This window comes from Paenibacillus sp. GM2FR (assembly GCF_002803325.1).
In the GTDB taxonomy this organism is placed as follows: domain Bacteria; phylum Bacillota; class Bacilli; order Paenibacillales; family Paenibacillaceae; genus Paenibacillus_AQ; species Paenibacillus_AQ lautus.
Map to the genome: position 1 here is coordinate 637,298 of NZ_MKZM01000010.1, position 14,451 is coordinate 651,748.

Sequence of the window (14,451 nt, forward strand, 5' to 3'; positions counted from 1 at the left end):
GTGAGGATGACAGAGATGGAATCACGACAACAGCTGGAATCGCAGCTTCAAGAGATTTTGAAATGGGAGAAAGAGCAGAAGGACGTCATGTTCTGGGAGAAGCTCGGAAGAATTCCTTTTATGCTGCTGGATCGCCTCACGCCCAAGGCTGTTCAAGAGAAAATCGGAAGCGCCTTGAATGAGGTAGGCGGATTTATTCAGAGCGGCGGGAAACATCTGGTTCGCGAGAAGTCGGTACTGAATGTTTTGGCGCAGACAGCAGGATTGAACGGTCCGAATGTGGGTGCCGGCCCTTCCGAAAAGTCCGCTCAGGAGGAATACATGGAAGTGGAAGATGAGGACGGAGGGGTGGCAGCGGCTTCCGGGCTTACTTTGGCATCTGCAGCGAAGCTGCCGCTCCAAGTCATGGATACCGCAGCGGATACGCTGACGGTAAAACGCGTCAAATTTGCCGCAGCGCAAGGAGCAGCAACGGGAATCGGGGGCATCTTTACGATTGCGGCCGATCTGCCGATGGTGCTTGGTCAATCGCTCAAGGTGCTGCAGGAGATGGCGCTTTGTTACGGGTATGATCCGAACGATCCCCGGGAGCGGGTGTTTATCGTGAAGTGCTTGCAGTTTGCATCTGCCGATATCGTGGGGAAAAAAGCGGTGCTTGAGGAGCTCGCTAGTTTTGATGATGAACAAGTGACGGAGCAGGTATTCTCACAACTGCAGGGCTGGCGTGAGGTCGTTCAGTCGTATACCGATAACTTCGGGATGAAGAAGCTGTTTCAGCTGATTCCGATTGCCGGCATTGTATTCGGTTCGATCAGTAACAAAGGGACGATTAGCGATGTGGCTGAGGCAGGGAAAATGCTCTACAAGAAGCGGCGTCTAAATTACCGGCTTAGGAATATGGAACATCCCCTGTAACCGTTTATTCCTCCTGATAAATTAACAAAAAAAGGGTTGCCTCACCATAGGCGGGCAACCCTTTTTATCATCATTACGGTAATTAGAACGGACGTATTTCACGCAAAAGGCTTCCTATCGGTTATCCACTTTTTCCGGATACAGGTCATGATTCATCAGACGGTTCGCGGCGATCTCCTCGTATTTGGTCCCCGGACGACCGTAATTGCAATACGGATCGATGGAAATACCGCCCCGCGGGGTGAATTTCCCCCACACTTCGATATATCTCGGATCCATCAGTTTGATGAGGTCATTCATGATGATATTGACGCAGTCCTCATGAAAGTCCCCGTGATTGCGGAAGCTGAACAGGTACAGCTTCAAGGATTTGCTCTCCACCATTTTAATATCCGGAATGTAGCTGATGTAGATGGTTGCAAAGTCCGGCTGGCCTGTAATCGGGCACAAGCTTGTAAATTCGGGACAGTTGAATTTGACGAAGTAATCCCGGTAGGGATGCTTGTTGTCAAAGCTCTCCAGAATGTCGGGATCATATTCGAACGTGTATTTTGTGCCTTGGTTGCCGAGCAGGGTAACGTCTTCCATTTCTTCTTTTTGTCTTCCAGCCATATGGGATAGCTCCTTTATTCATATTAATAAATGCACAATCAAGTGTAGCGATTTTTTTATTACAACGTCACACTCCGCGTTTATTGCCCCAGACGAGCGTGTGCAATTGCGGCAGGACACGCACATCGTTCAACCGGTCGGATTGCATGACGGCATCGACAAGCCACTCGTACCGATCCAGCAGATGGGAGACCAGCGAAGCGGTATCGCCTGTACCTACATCGGGATTACCGGTCTGCAAATAAAACGGCACGTTCGGGTATCGTTCATGGACCGTTTCCGCATAACTTAAGTCTTTATCGTCAAATACGACAACCTTGAGGCTGAAGGTTCTACCGGGCGCCCGTGCGGACAGCCGGGAGACGATATCATCGAGCTTGCCCCAGTCCGTATCCATACCTGAGCTTGGCGGCTTGGGAGAGATGGTCACTTCATCGATATCATTCAGCCAATCCTGCCAGCGTGAGCCTTGGGTCTCCACGGCAACGGTAATTCCGTGTCGATGCAGCTCATCCACAAGCGTGCCGAGCTGGGAGAGAAGAGCGGGATTGCCACCCGACAAGGTGACATGATCGAAGCGTTCGCCGCCCAGCCGGTACAGCTCTTGCCAGATCTCGTCTGCGCTCATGCGCGATATGGTGTCCTTGGCGGAACCGTCCCACGTAAACGCGGAGTCGCACCAGGAACAGCGATAGTCGCAGCCCGCCGTACGAACGAACATGGTCTTGCGTCCAACGACCATGCCTTCACCTTGAACGGTAGGACCGAAAATCTCCATCACGGGAATCGGACGGTCCACTGCTATGACAGGGGAGGAGGCATTTGAATCGTTCTCAGGCTTAACATGCACATTATTCATTGATCATCCACTCCCGTCTGACCTCAGCGTAGCTGGTCGGCGTCTCGAACAGGCGAACGAATTCGGTTCGTGTGCCTTGCTGCTCGTACGACTCTCTGCTGCGGAGGGCTTCCTCCATTTTTTCAAACAGCCATACAACCATGTTCTCTGCTGTCGTGTTCATCGGCGGCAAAGTCTCGTTCAGGTAACGGTGATCCAGATACGGTTCGATACTCGTTTTCCAGCAATCCTTAATGTCCCCGAAATCCACGGTAATGCCCACTTCATTGGGAATACCGCTGATGCCAAAGACTACTTTGTACGTGTGGCCGTGCAAGTTCTTGCATTTTCCCTCATAGCAATGCAGATGATGGGCAGCATCAAAGGTAAACTCTTTGGAGACCAGCACCCGCTTCCGGTGGTAACGCAGGCTTCCGGCATCGATGTCTTCGCCAAGCTTCTGCAGATGCTCTACGATGCGGAAAGCCCCTGGCTCGCGGCTCATACCAGGCGCCCCCCATCAGATACACGGTTACGGCGCTGCATGTAGTTATCGAGCCCCGCTTTTCTCAGCTTGCATGCAGGACATTCTCCGCAGCCGTCGCCCTTGATGCCGTTATAGCAGGTTAACGTATGGTCACGAACGTATTCGAGTGCATTCATCTGGTCGGCGAGCTCCCAGGTTTCCGACTTGTCGAGCCACATAAGCGGCGTGTGAATGACGAACGGGTAATCCATTGCTAGATTTAGCGTAACGTTGAGCGATTTGATGAAGCTGTCCCGGCAATCGGGATAACCGCTGAAATCCGTCTCGCATACGCCCGTGATCAGATGTTTTGCACCGATGCCCTTGGCCAGCACAGCGGCAAAGCTGAGGAACAGCAGGTTTCGTCCCTCCACAAACGTAGTAGGCAAGCCGTCGCCTTCGGCAATTTCGATATCGCTGCGCGTTAACGCATTCGGCGCCAGCTGATTAAGCAGGCTCATATCGAGCACCGTTTGCTTCACGCCTTGTTCCTTGGCGATCTGTGCCGCGCATTCTATTTCAAGCTTATGGCGTTGGCCATAATCGAAGGTTACGGTTTCGACTTCGGCGAAGCGTTCCTTCGCCCAGAACAGGCAGGTGGTGCTGTCTTGACCACCGCTGAAAACAACGACCGCTTTTTCATTTTTAAGCATAAAAAAACCTCTCATCCTTCATAATTTAAGAGCAGCCGAAAAGGGCTGAACCTGTAGAAGAAAGAGAAGTTCATTGAACTGAATCCGTAAAAAAACAAGCCTTATTCTTAGGGTGCAGCACCGAATAAGACACGATAGTTTTTTATAGAGGGAGTTCACGAACCTCTCCCATACACCGCGATAGGCGCATGGATTGTCTTCTGTTGTCCTTGTGACCGCATGGGTGTTAAGATCCAGCATGCAGTCTGATTATGCCCTCCATTATAACACGGCTCGATTATTTGATAAACACTCCGCCAAAGGGAATTGCTTCCCGCAGAAAACGCTTGATGATGCCTTCATCATTTAATTCGTCTACGAGCCGCTGATTCTGGCGTCCCGCTTGAAACAACACATACCCGTCACCGGTCAGCTTCCAGTGATAGTTCATGTGCTGGCTGGCGAGATGATTGCCATATACGGTCAGGTCCAGTTTAGCCGCTTCGGGATAGGCGATGATGCTTCCGGCGTCCACATACAATGGCTCGGTAGGATGCAGCTTGACTTTGCATACCGGACCTTGGGTCAGAATGCCGATGCTGCCATTTCCGGAAAACTTCATCTTAATGGCATCTCGCGTGACCAGCATGTTTTTGATTTTCAGTATTCTTGTCTGCATCGTAACAAACTGGGTGTAAAAGAAAACATGACGAAAATCATAGAGCATGTCCTGTTCGCCTTCCAGCTGAATTTCATGCATGTTGAAGCCTGGGGGGAGCGCAGCCGTAAATTGGCTGGGTCCTGTAATATCGGCACGAATCCATTTTTTCTTGCGGTATATGCCCTTTACGTTCATGAGACGGTCGCTGCGTCCGGAGGAGGGACCCCGATAGGCAACGATTTGCTCAGGATGAAGGACATGGGTCGTGTCCCCTTCAGTCAGGGAGAACGTAACCGCTTGTCCCGCTCCGCTGCCCGCTGCATCTTCCATTCGGATAATCATGGCCGCGCCTCCTTTTGCCTGGTTGGATGGTGGGGATCTGGATAAAAGCTTGTCCTATTTAGAACGGTTCGTTCGGCGCATGCCGAATCGCAGGACGCGAATGATGACAAAGTATCCGGCTGCCAATGCCACGGCGGTGATCGCCACGGTCTTTAAACGCTCCGCCCCACGTTTTCGGGTGGCTTCAGCCTCTTGAAGCTGGCTTACCATTTGGGTTAATTGCTGGTTTTGCTCCGCGAGATTGGAGTTCTGCTCCGCCAGGGTCAGATTTTGCTGCTGAAGCCGTTCGGAAGCGATTCTGGCTTTATCGAGCTCCTGCAGGGCTTGGTTATAGTTGCTCTTGAGCTGGTTTATTTCATCGGGCAGTTCGGAGAACTGCTGGATATTATCGTACAAATTGTTAAAGTAATTGGCGCTGGCGGTCCGTCCACCGGCCGGCAGCGCGATCCCCGCCACCAGCAGTATGAGAGAAAGTTGGATGAGTCTGGATTTTGTCGGCTTATGCATGTGGGATCACCACCATTCGATTATTTATAGTAAATACGAATCAAATTTCGACAGGTTTCTATTAATATATATTACCCACATTCGCATGGGAAGTGAATCTATTAGAAGCTAAGTTGTTTAACTTGCTCATGTGGAGGGTAATGTAATCAAGCAAGCGCATAGAAGCCATCCCATACGAAATGAACATAAAATGAACTAGCAGATAAAAAGGAGATTTCGATCATGATGAAAGATAACAACGTGAAGAAAATTATGATTACAGTGAATGGAAAGCCCGTGGGTAACGGATTGTTAATTGATAAAGTAACGTACGCTCCCATTCAACGCACATCAAGACATATGGGGGATACCAAACCCGTTTCGGCAGCAGAAATAGGTTAATAGACGCTGTGTATGAAATCAAAAGCCTTTAAAACCCGGAGAACACCTCCGGTTTTTTTGCGTTTGATTCATAATGGAACTTCGCTCTTTTGTGCATGGGCTTGGGATAAAACAGAGAATTCGTCTGAATATGACGGTTTAGGAAAGATATCATTACAAATTTATACAATTTTCTTTTATACTAGGTTGTAAGATGATCCAATATACATAAACCATAATTTGAGAAAAGGAGTTTTGAAGAAATGGCCTATTGTATACATTGCGGTAACGAATTAAGGGATGGCCTCACACATCAATGTGTTAACGACACCTCAGGGAATCCTATGAAATACACGGCTGCAGCGGCGGAGCCGGAACAAGGGCGTCCAGATTCCGAAGCTGCCGGTGCTCCGCATGCCAAAACCTCATCCGCCGTTCAAGTCGATGGACAGGTGCTGCTGAATCTATTGAAAAATCCGATGAGTGCATTGAACATGCGAGGGGATCAGACAGGCATGCTCTACGGCATCATCGGGATGGCTTCCAGCATCATCGGTTTTTGGTTGTTTGGTCTTGGGATCAGGCAGATGTTCTATTCCGGGCTGGGCATGATGTCGGCTTTGATAAGCGATTTCGGCATGGGGAGCCGGGCGCTTTTGCTGGGATTGTTCTCAACCGTTATTTTATTAGGTTCTTTCTGGTTTACGGGCAATATGGTTACGAAGCAGAAACTTGACATGAAGGAATTCATTGCGAAGATGGGCTCTTTCCAGCTGCCGTTCGGAGCGGCGCTTATCTTAAGCGGATTGATCAGTTTCATGTCGTTAAAGCTGGCATTCCTCATCCTTGTATTGGCTTTAATGACCGGATTGGCAGCGAACAGCGCAGCCGTTATCGAATTGTACCGAATGGGATCAAGCCAATGGATTAAATTTTTTGGGGTTGCTTTAGGCATTTATGTTCTATTTCTAGCCGTTGTACAGACCGTTTTATTGTAGGAATAAGGAAATTTGAGGCAGTAAAAGATTCCCTTGTCCGAATTGTGACAAAAATCTGCATAACTAAAAGACCGCAGCTGATAGGGCTGTGGTCTTTTTTTGTCGAATTCACAATAGGAACATATGTTCCGTGACAGTAAGATGTCCATCTGTATTGGTACATTATTAGAAGAAGAGGAAAGAGGTGGATGTATTGCAGTCTGGCTTGTTTTCGGATTTTACATGGAGCCACAGCCATGTATTCGCTGGGGGGACTAGTCAAGTCTTTCTGCTGATCGAGTGGAGGGTTGGTACGTCAAAGCAAAAAACGCAGTCTCATGGCTTTTATCAGCGCATGGCTGAAGATGTCCAACTACACCTTCAATTAGGGGAACGCGTTCAAGTGGAACATATGTATGGATGCCATGGTGAGATGCTGAATGATCGCAACATGTCGTTGTCTTTAGGCTCTTTGCTGGAAGGGAGATCCAAACAGCTGGTTCTTGAGCTGAGTGTCGGAGCTAGGCAATCGGGCGTGTATCCCATTATTACCGCCCTATGGACATATATGGATGTTCAGAAGCAGAAGGTGGTTTTGCAGCCGTCCCGCACGATACCGCTTCAATTCAGCAATCATACGGCATTGAAATACCGAAGGGCAGATTATCGCGTTGAGAAGGTGCTGAAGTTATACCAGAATGCTTCCATTCTGGAGCAAGCAAGAAGAGAGCTGGAACGGGGGAAGTTGGCTCGAGGGGAAGAAATGATTCGCAGACAGGCAGATGAGATGCTTTTATACGCAATACGATTTCGGGATAGGGATTATTTGAAGGAAGCAGAAACCCTTTATCAACTAATTGGTTTGTATCTGGATACATATCGGCAATTATCTTCTGAAAATGCGAACAGAAAAAGGGACTTTAGGCTTAAAAATTAACTAGGAATCAAGAATCTGTATATAAAAAAGGAAAAATGATTTCAGGGTCGAATGTACTACTTAGCAGTCAAGCAAAATATGTCTAATTTACTAGAAAGATAGGGAGAATGCCATATGACAGACCGACTGATCCGACTAATGAGAATCATTACCCTTGTACAAGCAAGACCAGGTATACTGGCTCGAGAGCTTGCCGAACGTTGTGGAACCAGCGAAAGAACCATTTATCGGGATATGGATGCCCTCAGCGCCATGCATATTCCCATCACTCACCAAGGACGAGGCCGCGGTTACACATTTATCGGGCATTTTGCAATGTACCCGCTTGGTTTAACGGAAGAGGAGGTACAGGCGTTATTTAAACTGTTGACCATATTGGAAAAAGTCAAGCCGATGCTGCCCGATGAATTTGAAAGCGCTTATGAGAAAGTGTTGGCTGCTGTATATAAGCAAAGCGCGGAAAAAGCTGAAATTCAGGCCGGGGACCGGGATGAATCCTCCACCGGTTTATAACGGTTCCACTACGTGTAACAATTAAACCTCGAACGAAAGCACACATATTCATGTGACTATCGTCGAGGTTTTTATCAGTTTATAGGGAAATAACCATTATCTTGTGGAGATGCGAATGTACTAGTAAATTAGAATCAGGATAGGGATATTATACCAAAATAGAAGATTATATGATAATATAACTATAATTTCTCTTATCCATCCAAAAATGTAATGGATGTGTAATTGTGAGAGACGGCGGTAGATGTCCCTAAGCAAGGGCGTAGGAAGGAGATATGGAGCAAGGGCATAGGTTTATTCCACAACTTGTATAGGAGGATATTCATGAAAAAGATCTCGATCAGTCTATTAACGGCATTATCCCTGTTCGTCGGAAGCTTCTATCTGAACACGGTGGAGGCAGCGCAAGAGAGTAACGCAGACAAAATGATAGAGTCTCGTGAGAGAAAGACGAGCCATTTTGCGGATATACAAGGCCACTGGGCTCAGACAGCTATTCAAGAGGCAATACAACGAGGTTATGTGGATGGTTATCCGGATAAAAGATTCCTGCCTAACAAACAGGTAACCCGAGCGGAGTTTATTAAAATGGCGGTTTCAGCCATGAATGTTGAGGTGTCTTCCTTAAGTTCAGGTTCCTGGTATGCTCCTTACGTGGCTGCTGCAGAATCGGCAGGAATCTATAAGGCTGGCGATTTCGGAAACAGTAACTTAACGGAACGGATGACGCGTGAAGAGATGGCTAAGCTAGCGGTAAAAGCGCTGGGATATAAGAATGTGGAAGACAAGCAGTGGATGTATCTTGCATCCAAGGATGGCATCATATCGGGGACCGCGCCTGGCGTAATATCTCCTACGGGAACTACGACAAGGGCTCAAGCCATTGCGGTTATAGAGCGTTTGCTTCAGGTAAAAAGCGGCAAGGCGCTCCCCGTTGATAAATATGCCGTAGCTGCGGCTGAAGTGTATTGGCATAAAACGAATATTTTCTCGGTTGCACCGGAGATTTTTAATGGGCCTGATAATCACAATAAAAATTTTGGGATTCATTCATGGAAGACGTCTAAGTTACGGTTTGGAGCACAGGATGGGTCAGTAGTTGCTCAAGTAGATGAACTTATTGCAGTTGATTGGAATGATCCGAAAGATCCAAACCGTAAACTGCTGCCGAGTAAAAATAAACTAGTATGGAAGTTTGGTTCGAAAGAAAATGTATTCACTAATGATCTCCAAGCTTATGTTATTGTATTAAAGTCACATTTGCCGGTAAATAAAAAACCTAAGTCCTACCCAGTTAATCAATTGAATCTAGCGATTCTGGGATATAACGGTCAACCAACTGGAGAACTATTGAATATGGCCTATCTTGTTGAATCCAAAGATCCGAAAAGACATATTAATGGCCTAGTCATCCCGAAAACTGGTTTTAGCACAGATGGAAACATAAGAGTCTTGGTAGAAACAATCTCGGCGGGAGCTCCGATCTATCAAAGTACTCTATCTAAGTCAAAGCTTATTCGATAGGTAACTCAACATGATTAAGAATAGCTCTATTTATAAAATAACGGTTTTTTTTCTTTTATTATCTATTATCTCTATCTACTTTCCTCCAATTGAATCTATAGATGCCGCTGAAACTACTCAAAATATTTCGTATGATTTTATAACAACTTCTGGTGATTATGAATATAGTGGACTATTATTTTCATCTAAGAAGGAGTTAGAGACAACAAGAATTAGTGTAAACGCACCTGCAGGAAAGATAATAAAAAAACTAGAGTGGATAAATAAAAGTACAAATAACCCGATCAGATCAGTCAAAGGATTCACTGCTGGTTCTACGTCATGGGCTGGGAAGGACTCTCTAAGTGGCACAAGATTAAAGGTTTCATCCTTAGATAATACCAATTATGGTGGCGTATATTACTGGGATAGATGGTCAGTAACAGATGCAGGTCATGATTTTGGTCAGTTATGGAAAGCATCAAGTACCAATGGTACTATCATGGATAATAAGAACTGTAATGGATATGTAGAAAAAGAAACAATTCAAGGGCATCAACTTCCCAAATATCCTGGCTGTACCGATAATAAGTTATCTTTACCTATCAATCGTACTACTGCTTTTTTGATCAGTGAAGCAGGGCATACTTTGGAAGGAACATGGATAAAACATAGCGCTATTTCTACAAATGATATCAGTTCCTCAAATACTAAAATTGACAACACATCACGTGTCCCTGACGTTCATGGCTCCACCGGGACAACGGATCCAAGCACCTTAGTAGGTCAAATAGCAGATGTTACTTCAATTGATAGTATAAGGATGTATTATACTCAAACCTTTAACAATGACACTTATAATAAATACTGGGCAAATCCGGGAGCTAAGCAAGTATGGTACTTTGCTAAGTTTTGGGTGTCATTTGATTCCTACACTTATATGTACAAAGACAAACTCCTTCGAGCCACCTTTGCAGATGGAACATCAGGCTTAGAAATCACAGGCGCGACGTGCGTGCCACCGTCCGGTACCATTCAGCTCACGGCGAAATTAACGAAGGTAGACGGAAGTACATACAATCTGCAAAGACACGACAAGTTGACCTGGCGAAGCTCGGATAGTAGTGTCATGACTATCAATGCGTCAGGTGTAGTGACAGCCGTAGCAACGACAGGGCAAGCGACGATTACTGCTCATTTTAAAGATACGGCTCAGGCACTGGATGAAACCGCCGATACCTCGATTCAGGTTGGAACAGGCTCGTCTTGCGGGAATACCGGTGGAGGAGATCCGGGAGAACCAGGTAGCCCACCCAACACATGCGGAATCCAAATCGGTGCGGCGAGAAAGGGAACCATTACATCGCATACGGTGATGGATCCCGTGGCAACGGGCGTAATCAAAGCGGACAATCGAGACTCTGAAAAGTTTGATGTTCTGGACGGGATACCGACTTCGGAATCCCTATACGTCAATGTGTTCGGACTCAATTATCTGTATAAGAACCAATGGGCAAACATGTCGGGGGAAATTACCTATACTGTTCCCGTCAAAAAGACGTATATTCTCACCTGGACGATACCGGGAGAACCAAGTTCGGGTCCGGATGATCCCGGCACGCCTGATGAACCCATGGAAGAAGAGGTTCCGGTAGTAGAACAAGTTACGATAACCAGGCCGTATTCCTACTGGCAAATCGATAACCTGGAGGTATATAAGCTAGCCAAAACAACCGTTAATAATTATGCATTACCTGGCGGTTCGGTGAACCTTACTCCAACCGGCTACACCCCTCCTGTCCTTACATCCGATCATAGCGCGAACGTTGACGATCATGTGGAGCCTGCACCATGCGAAGAAGTAGATCTAGGAACAGAAACCGTTTCAGGCGGTTCGAGCAGGCCAGCATTACCGACAACGGATTTTACATCCGCAGCGGAGTCGGCTGTAGGTCAAAACCAGGTGAAAAATGATAGAGTCCTGTTTAACGGATCTACCGTAATGAATGACAGCTGGGCGCAAGGGACGGCACCAACACCAGGGATCATTCCCCCGGCTGCGACGATTCAAAGAGACGTCCTGTACGGCAGAAACTATCTCATCAGCAATACATTATTAAATAAAGCGAATACGACGAGCACAGGAACGATAAATTATGATCTCATACCCGGCAACATTAATGGCGGATCTAATCAATCCTTTCCCGTCAATGCCATTAACACCGTCACCGTCCATACGCCGGTAGTCAATTATTCGTCGGTGACGGATGATCAGGCCCACAATCAGAAGACAACCCCGAACCCGAAGCGGTCTGCTTTCATCTTGGATCGGCCGTTTACGGTACGCATCCCTACCTCGGGTCAGCATCGGAACATCCAGGGGTACGGAGACCGGGACTATGCGAAGTATGTAAGATCGAAGCAGGTGTATTTTCCGTTCGATGTCTACAGCAGCGACAGGAGCACCTTTTATCCAAAAGACACCTGGATCACAATTCCGACGGATCAGCTGGACACGGAGTTTTTCCTGCCGGTATGGGTGGATGAAGGCAATTATCAGGTATACTTCCGTACGATCGCGGAGAACGCTCCTTCCGACTTTACGACACAGCCCAGCGCAAATCTGGATTTGGCTCACCATGTGGCTACGGATATAGAACCGGTCGAAGTGATCGGACGCGTATATGATTTCCATATCACGGATATAGCCGATTATAACTGGGAGACGGTCTTCCGCAAACAAAAAGGGAGTGCGGCACCAAGCGGCGCGTCCTATTGGACAGGACTTCGCGATATTGACGGTGGAGCACGCGGGAACTCGCTGCCGTACACACTTCCCATCGCACCGGGCAAGCATCCGGCACAGGGATATAAGAATGCGGCCGTAAAGACAGGCTACCACTTCAAATTTGATTTGAAGACAAAGGGCAATATGTTTGGTGTACAAGACGGCATTTCCATTACACCGAGTTTTTATTTCGTTCATCCAGATGGCAGCGGACGGCAGCCCGTTGATCTGTATTACCATAGCGGAAATCGAAAGTTCATTCGGATCGGTTCCCCGCAGGACACGGAGAAGCGCTATGTCGTTCTGAATGAAAGGCTGCGCAATGTTCCTCAAGGCGAGCTGCAGGATAACGCTTCATATTTGTACAACCGCGGCGGAGCCCCGGCGGGAATGTCCGCGGCAGCTTACTTGAGGCAGTATTTGGAGAAGACCAGCAAGAATAAGACCTGGATAGGGCGGCTCGACTGGATGCTGCTGCCATCCGAAATACGAACACTGATCGGCCCGAAGTCAGGGTTGCCAGCCTCCGTTGACACGGAGCGGGCTAACGCGGCTATTCAGCGCTGGTACGGTGAATACAGTCTTCCTGCCGACGTGTACGTAGTGAAGAAAGGGACCGACCTGGCCGCTTATGGACGGACGAACCGACTGGACGAGAAATCCTCGGTTTTTCTGAAAAAAGGGTATATCGTGGTCAATTTCAACATCGAGACGATCCGGGAGGGCAATACGGCCAAACCCCATCTGCAATACATTCATGGCCCACTCATGAATCAATGGCAGCTTGAAGGATACAGCCGCACGTATAATGATCCATATGGTAAGCGGTTCTCTCTGATGGACGGGGATGTCATATTCTATCATGCCGATCAGTCCAGCAAAGGGGATTTTAGATCCCAGGTACCTCATTAAAGTTTTCACTTAACACCAAAACAGCCACGCCTGATTATTCTTAAAGGCAGTGGCTGTTTTGGTTGTGCTCGCTGTACTCGCAATGAAAAAGCTCTGTTGATCCAAGGCTACGCTGTTTACTCTATGGCATGAGGTTAGTTACAGACAATGGCCTGTGTATCCCGCATATGGTATCAAACCGTAAGCATCAACGCCAACGCATTCGGTTTATCTCAATGCGGGGGCCAGGTATCGTTATCGTAGAGATAGCGGACAAAAGCCATTGGATTCCGATACGAGTTCTTCCACGCTTCTCCCATGCCGGCCTCCAGGAAACCATACCGTTGATCACAGCCGTTGCACTCAATGAAATAGAGCCTTCCATCTTCGGTGATCCCAATGTCCAGCCCAAAATCGGCAGCATACGGAATAAACAGGGACAGGATCCGGGCGATATGCAGGGAGAATTCCGCAATGCGCTCGAGGGTTTCTCCAACAGGGGCATTCGGCATACAGCGGGTTAGAATGTCAGGTACCTGATAGGCGGAGCCCCCCTGCGCGATGTTGGAGACGAAGGTTTGAGGCGGCGAGGTTTTGGCAAACATGCCCGCGATTTCCCAGCTGCCGCTGCCTCCCCGCTGTACCGTGACCCTGATGTCAAAGGGACGTCCCCTGTATTCTGCCAGCGGGATCCGCTCCTGCGCCAGAAAGGGCGCACGCTTGATTCTCTGGTAAATTAGAGGATGAAGCTTGCCCTCGGCTAACGTTACGGTTCTCCATCCTTTAGCCGATGGGGAGGAGCGGGAATACGTCAGCTGACTGTGCCCGGTGCTTCTTTTCAGCCGCATAATACCGATGCCGATGCTGCCGCTGCATGGTTTTAAGACGAGGTCACCATGCTGGCTTAGCATGGATCGAATGGAGACGGGCGTTGCCTTTACCGTATGCGGCAAGGCATTCGATAATCCCGAATCCTGTTCCAGCATATGGTGTATCGTATCCTTGCCGTAGCGCGTACGGCCGTTAAACACAAAGATTCCTTGTTTGATCAGATCCTCGATCCGCTTGAGTTCGCGTCGGTTGTGGTAGATGGCGCGCATATGGATAGCCCGCGGAATGGGAATATAGACACGGCGATACCCGGATGGAATGGGTATATATCCTGTCACCATTCCGGTATCCAATGAAATATGATGAATGGTAAAAAAACAAGGAACCAGTCCGTACATGGCAGCGGCTTCTTCATAGTTAGCCAGTGATTCAGTGCCGATTCTCCCGCTGGAAATTCTGCGATACGTGTTGTTGTTGAGCAGAATGCCGACAAATTCCGGATGCATGGTCATCCTCCTTGTTACCATAGATCATGGAGTCTTTGTACCACATCCTATGCAGGAGGAAGTTTGTCCTGGATGGACGGGTGTCGCCCGTGGTTGGCCTAATCTTTACCGG

The 14,451-nt window shown here is 47.9% G+C and carries 14 protein-coding genes and 1 riboswitch; of the genes, 7 read left to right on the plus strand and 7 right to left on the minus strand.

The features are described from left to right. The first annotated feature begins 6 nt into the window (after positions 1 to 6). Positions 7 to 915: an EcsC family protein gene (locus PAEVO_RS27855; protein WP_100540732.1), complete on the plus strand. Its 909-nt coding sequence runs from the start codon at positions 7 to 9 to the stop codon at positions 913 to 915. A 114-nt stretch (positions 916 to 1,029) separates the two neighbouring features. On the opposite strand, the gene queF is transcribed toward PAEVO_RS27855, so the two are convergent. From queF to PAEVO_RS27885, 6 genes are all read right to left on the minus strand, one after another. After that, a complete protein-coding gene (gene queF / locus PAEVO_RS27860) occupies positions 1,030 to 1,527 on the minus strand; it encodes a preQ(1) synthase (RefSeq protein ID WP_100540733.1) in 498 nt (165 codons plus the stop codon). Positions 1,528 to 1,594: 67 nt separating this feature from the next. Continuing rightward, positions 1,595 to 2,386: a 7-carboxy-7-deazaguanine synthase QueE gene (gene queE / locus PAEVO_RS27865; RefSeq protein ID WP_207797542.1), complete on the minus strand. Its 792-nt coding sequence runs from the start codon at positions 2,384 to 2,386 to the stop codon at positions 1,595 to 1,597. Next, positions 2,379 to 2,870, minus strand: coding sequence for a 6-carboxytetrahydropterin synthase QueD (gene queD / locus PAEVO_RS27870; protein ID WP_100540734.1), 492 nt, complete (start codon positions 2,868 to 2,870; stop codon positions 2,379 to 2,381). The genes queE and queD overlap by 8 nt, the downstream gene beginning before the upstream one ends. Continuing rightward, positions 2,867 to 3,544 (minus strand): 7-cyano-7-deazaguanine synthase QueC, encoded by a 678-nt coding sequence (gene queC / locus PAEVO_RS27875; RefSeq protein WP_100540735.1) that lies wholly within the window; start codon positions 3,542 to 3,544, stop codon positions 2,867 to 2,869. Before queC ends, queD begins: the two co-directional genes overlap by 4 nt. A gap of 134 nt (positions 3,545 to 3,678) precedes the next feature. Further along, positions 3,679 to 3,716: riboswitch (PreQ1 riboswitch) on the minus strand. A gap of 105 nt (positions 3,717 to 3,821) precedes the next feature. Continuing rightward, positions 3,822 to 4,526: an AIM24 family protein gene (locus PAEVO_RS27880; protein ID WP_100540736.1), complete on the minus strand. Its 705-nt coding sequence runs from the start codon at positions 4,524 to 4,526 to the stop codon at positions 3,822 to 3,824. A gap of 54 nt (positions 4,527 to 4,580) precedes the next feature. Next, positions 4,581 to 5,033 (minus strand): cell division protein ZapB, encoded by a 453-nt coding sequence (locus PAEVO_RS27885; protein WP_100540737.1) that lies wholly within the window; start codon positions 5,031 to 5,033, stop codon positions 4,581 to 4,583. Positions 5,034 to 5,255: 222 nt separating this feature from the next. Between PAEVO_RS27885 and PAEVO_RS34015 the strand changes: the two genes are divergently transcribed. The 6 genes from PAEVO_RS34015 to PAEVO_RS27910 all read left to right on the plus strand — a co-directional run bounded on the left by PAEVO_RS34015 (position 5,256) and on the right by PAEVO_RS27910 (position 13,023). Beyond that, complete coding sequence (locus PAEVO_RS34015) at positions 5,256 to 5,414, plus strand: hypothetical protein (protein WP_164817240.1); 159 nt, start codon at positions 5,256 to 5,258, stop codon at positions 5,412 to 5,414. A 323-nt stretch (positions 5,415 to 5,737) separates the two neighbouring features. Then, positions 5,738 to 6,391 carry a hypothetical protein gene (locus tag PAEVO_RS27890; protein ID WP_243390959.1) on the plus strand — a complete coding sequence of 218 codons (654 nt, stop codon included), beginning with the start codon at positions 5,738 to 5,740 and terminating at the stop codon, positions 6,389 to 6,391. A gap of 382 nt (positions 6,392 to 6,773) precedes the next feature. Then, positions 6,774 to 7,307: a hypothetical protein gene (locus PAEVO_RS27895; protein ID WP_243390960.1), complete on the plus strand. Its 534-nt coding sequence runs from the start codon at positions 6,774 to 6,776 to the stop codon at positions 7,305 to 7,307. A 114-nt stretch (positions 7,308 to 7,421) separates the two neighbouring features. Further along, complete coding sequence (locus PAEVO_RS27900) at positions 7,422 to 7,820, plus strand: helix-turn-helix transcriptional regulator (RefSeq protein WP_100540740.1); 399 nt, start codon at positions 7,422 to 7,424, stop codon at positions 7,818 to 7,820. Positions 7,821 to 8,144: 324 nt separating this feature from the next. After that, complete coding sequence (locus tag PAEVO_RS27905) at positions 8,145 to 9,344, plus strand: S-layer homology domain-containing protein (RefSeq protein ID WP_100540741.1); 1,200 nt, start codon at positions 8,145 to 8,147, stop codon at positions 9,342 to 9,344. A gap of 802 nt (positions 9,345 to 10,146) precedes the next feature. Next, positions 10,147 to 13,023, plus strand: a complete 2,877-nt coding sequence (locus PAEVO_RS27910; RefSeq protein WP_100540742.1) for a DUF5704 domain-containing protein — start codon at positions 10,147 to 10,149, stop codon at positions 13,021 to 13,023. Positions 13,024 to 13,235: 212 nt separating this feature from the next. On the opposite strand, the gene PAEVO_RS27915 is transcribed toward PAEVO_RS27910, so the two are convergent. Next, on the minus strand, positions 13,236 to 14,339 hold the full coding sequence (locus tag PAEVO_RS27915) for a YheC/YheD family endospore coat-associated protein (RefSeq protein ID WP_100540743.1): 1,104 nt from the start codon (positions 14,337 to 14,339) through the stop codon (positions 13,236 to 13,238). Positions 14,340 to 14,451: the final 112 nt, after the last annotated feature.

Coding starts and splice junctions, on each gene's coding strand:
- PAEVO_RS27900 (WP_100540740.1), top strand. CDS start 7,422: ATGACAGACCGACTGATCCGACTAATGAGAATCATTACCCTTGTACAA.
- PAEVO_RS27890 (WP_243390959.1), top strand. CDS start 5,738: ATGAAATACACGGCTGCAGCGGCGGAGCCGGAACAAGGGCGTCCAGAT.
- PAEVO_RS27885 (WP_100540737.1), bottom strand. CDS start 5,033: ATGCATAAGCCGACAAAATCCAGACTCATCCAACTTTCTCTCATACTG.
- PAEVO_RS27855 (WP_100540732.1), top strand. CDS start 7: ATGACAGAGATGGAATCACGACAACAGCTGGAATCGCAGCTTCAAGAG.
- PAEVO_RS27880 (WP_100540736.1), bottom strand. CDS start 4,526: ATGATTATCCGAATGGAAGATGCAGCGGGCAGCGGAGCGGGACAAGCG.
- queF (WP_100540733.1), bottom strand. CDS start 1,527: ATGGCTGGAAGACAAAAAGAAGAAATGGAAGACGTTACCCTGCTCGGC.
- PAEVO_RS34015 (WP_164817240.1), top strand. CDS start 5,256: ATGATGAAAGATAACAACGTGAAGAAAATTATGATTACAGTGAATGGA.
- PAEVO_RS27910 (WP_100540742.1), top strand. CDS start 10,147: ATGTATTATACTCAAACCTTTAACAATGACACTTATAATAAATACTGG.
- PAEVO_RS27915 (WP_100540743.1), bottom strand. CDS start 14,339: ATGCATCCGGAATTTGTCGGCATTCTGCTCAACAACAACACGTATCGC.
- PAEVO_RS27905 (WP_100540741.1), top strand. CDS start 8,145: ATGAAAAAGATCTCGATCAGTCTATTAACGGCATTATCCCTGTTCGTC.
- queE (WP_207797542.1), bottom strand. CDS start 2,386: ATGAATAATGTGCATGTTAAGCCTGAGAACGATTCAAATGCCTCCTCC.
- queC (WP_100540735.1), bottom strand. CDS start 3,544: ATGCTTAAAAATGAAAAAGCGGTCGTTGTTTTCAGCGGTGGTCAAGAC.
- queD (WP_100540734.1), bottom strand. CDS start 2,870: ATGAGCCGCGAGCCAGGGGCTTTCCGCATCGTAGAGCATCTGCAGAAG.